A 1,311-nucleotide genomic window follows, 5' to 3' on the forward strand; every position below is an offset into this window, starting at 1 on the left:
TGTTGTAAAATGATTCATAGGGAAGACCTCTCTTTGAATTGTTGTGTGGTAACTCAATTCTACAAGAAAAGGGCTTCCTTTTTCTATTTATCTATTTACACAAAATATTTTACGCTCTCTTGAAATATGGGATGATGACCTTAGTACTTTAGAGACAAATTGTTTGGAATATTCTCTTATACAATATAAGCTTCCAAAAACAAGTGTTTAATATGTTCTACTTATAATACCCTGCCATTATTGGTAGGGTATTTCTTTGCGTTAAGGCAAATTTCCCTTATCAGTGATATAGAGTTCATATACATAATGTTCCAAATCATTTATATTACGGTTATAGGGTTTGGATGTAATGGCATTGCAATTTGGAGGAATCTCGCTAATGTCGGCGAGGTTCTTATATTAATGGGGGTTGCTGGTTGACAAAAATTATAATTTTTATGGTTATTCTTGTTATCATTACTGCTGCTTTTGTATTCAAAGTTTTATCAAGAAAGAAGAGTTACCCTCCCCAAAGTATAGTAATTGATCCACTTAAGATTACGATCCAGGACATAGACCGAATGGAAGACGGTCCTGAGTTTGAAGAATATCTGTATCGTTTATTTTTGGCCATGGGCTATAGTGATGCATATAAAACGAGAGGAAGCAGAGATTTTGGATCTGATCTAGTGTTTACAGATGGGGAGGGGTATCGAAATGTCGTTCAGGCAAAGCGTTATTCCTATCCAGTAGGGTTAGGAGCTGTTCAAGAGGTTTATGGCTCGATGAGGTACTACCGAGCTAAGAGGTCCATGGTGATAACCTCAAATCAATATACGTCTGCGTGTGAAGAACTTGCTGGTTATAACGGCGTAAAATTACATAATTGAAGTGATCTCATAAATATTATCGACTTATTTAAGTCAGGAGAGATAAATAAAGCAAAGGCTATCATTGAGTCAGAGCCTAGGATCATACTGGATTCATGGGATAATTACATGAAAAGCAATAAAGTAATTAAGAAGGACTTTAAAGCAGAAAAACGATTGGTTGCGAAGAAATAGATATTTTGTAGAACAAGGAGTCTTTATACTGATGAACAATGAAGACTTTCAATACAGAAATATATACTTTTTGGTAGTGAATCCAACGATTCCATGGATCACCATATTTGGCTTGGTGTTGTTAGGATTTATTTTGTTTTTTTGATTAGACGGATTGTCAAGCTAAGTGCGACACATGGTCCATGAAAGATTCATGAGCAGATTTCCAGCCTAAGCATTTTCGTGGACGATGGTTAATGAGATGTAAGGCATGAGCTAGTTCCTGATC

At 35.8% G+C, this 1,311-nt stretch carries 2 pseudogenes; one reads left to right on the forward strand and one right to left on the reverse strand.

The window, feature by feature from the left end:
• The first annotated feature begins 437 nt into the window (after positions 1 to 437).
• Positions 438 to 1,043, forward strand: a pseudogene (locus tag L1028_RS30995) (restriction endonuclease).
• Between the two features lie 157 nt (positions 1,044 to 1,200).
• Here L1028_RS30995 and L1028_RS31000 read toward each other — a convergent pair.
• Positions 1,201 to 1,311: pseudogene (locus tag L1028_RS31000) on the reverse strand (IS30 family transposase); the annotation flags it as partial.

The sequence above is a fragment of the Paenibacillus pseudetheri genome (assembly GCF_924513355.1).
In the GTDB taxonomy this organism is placed as follows: Bacteria; Bacillota; Bacilli; order Paenibacillales; family Paenibacillaceae; genus Paenibacillus_AQ; species Paenibacillus_AQ pseudetheri.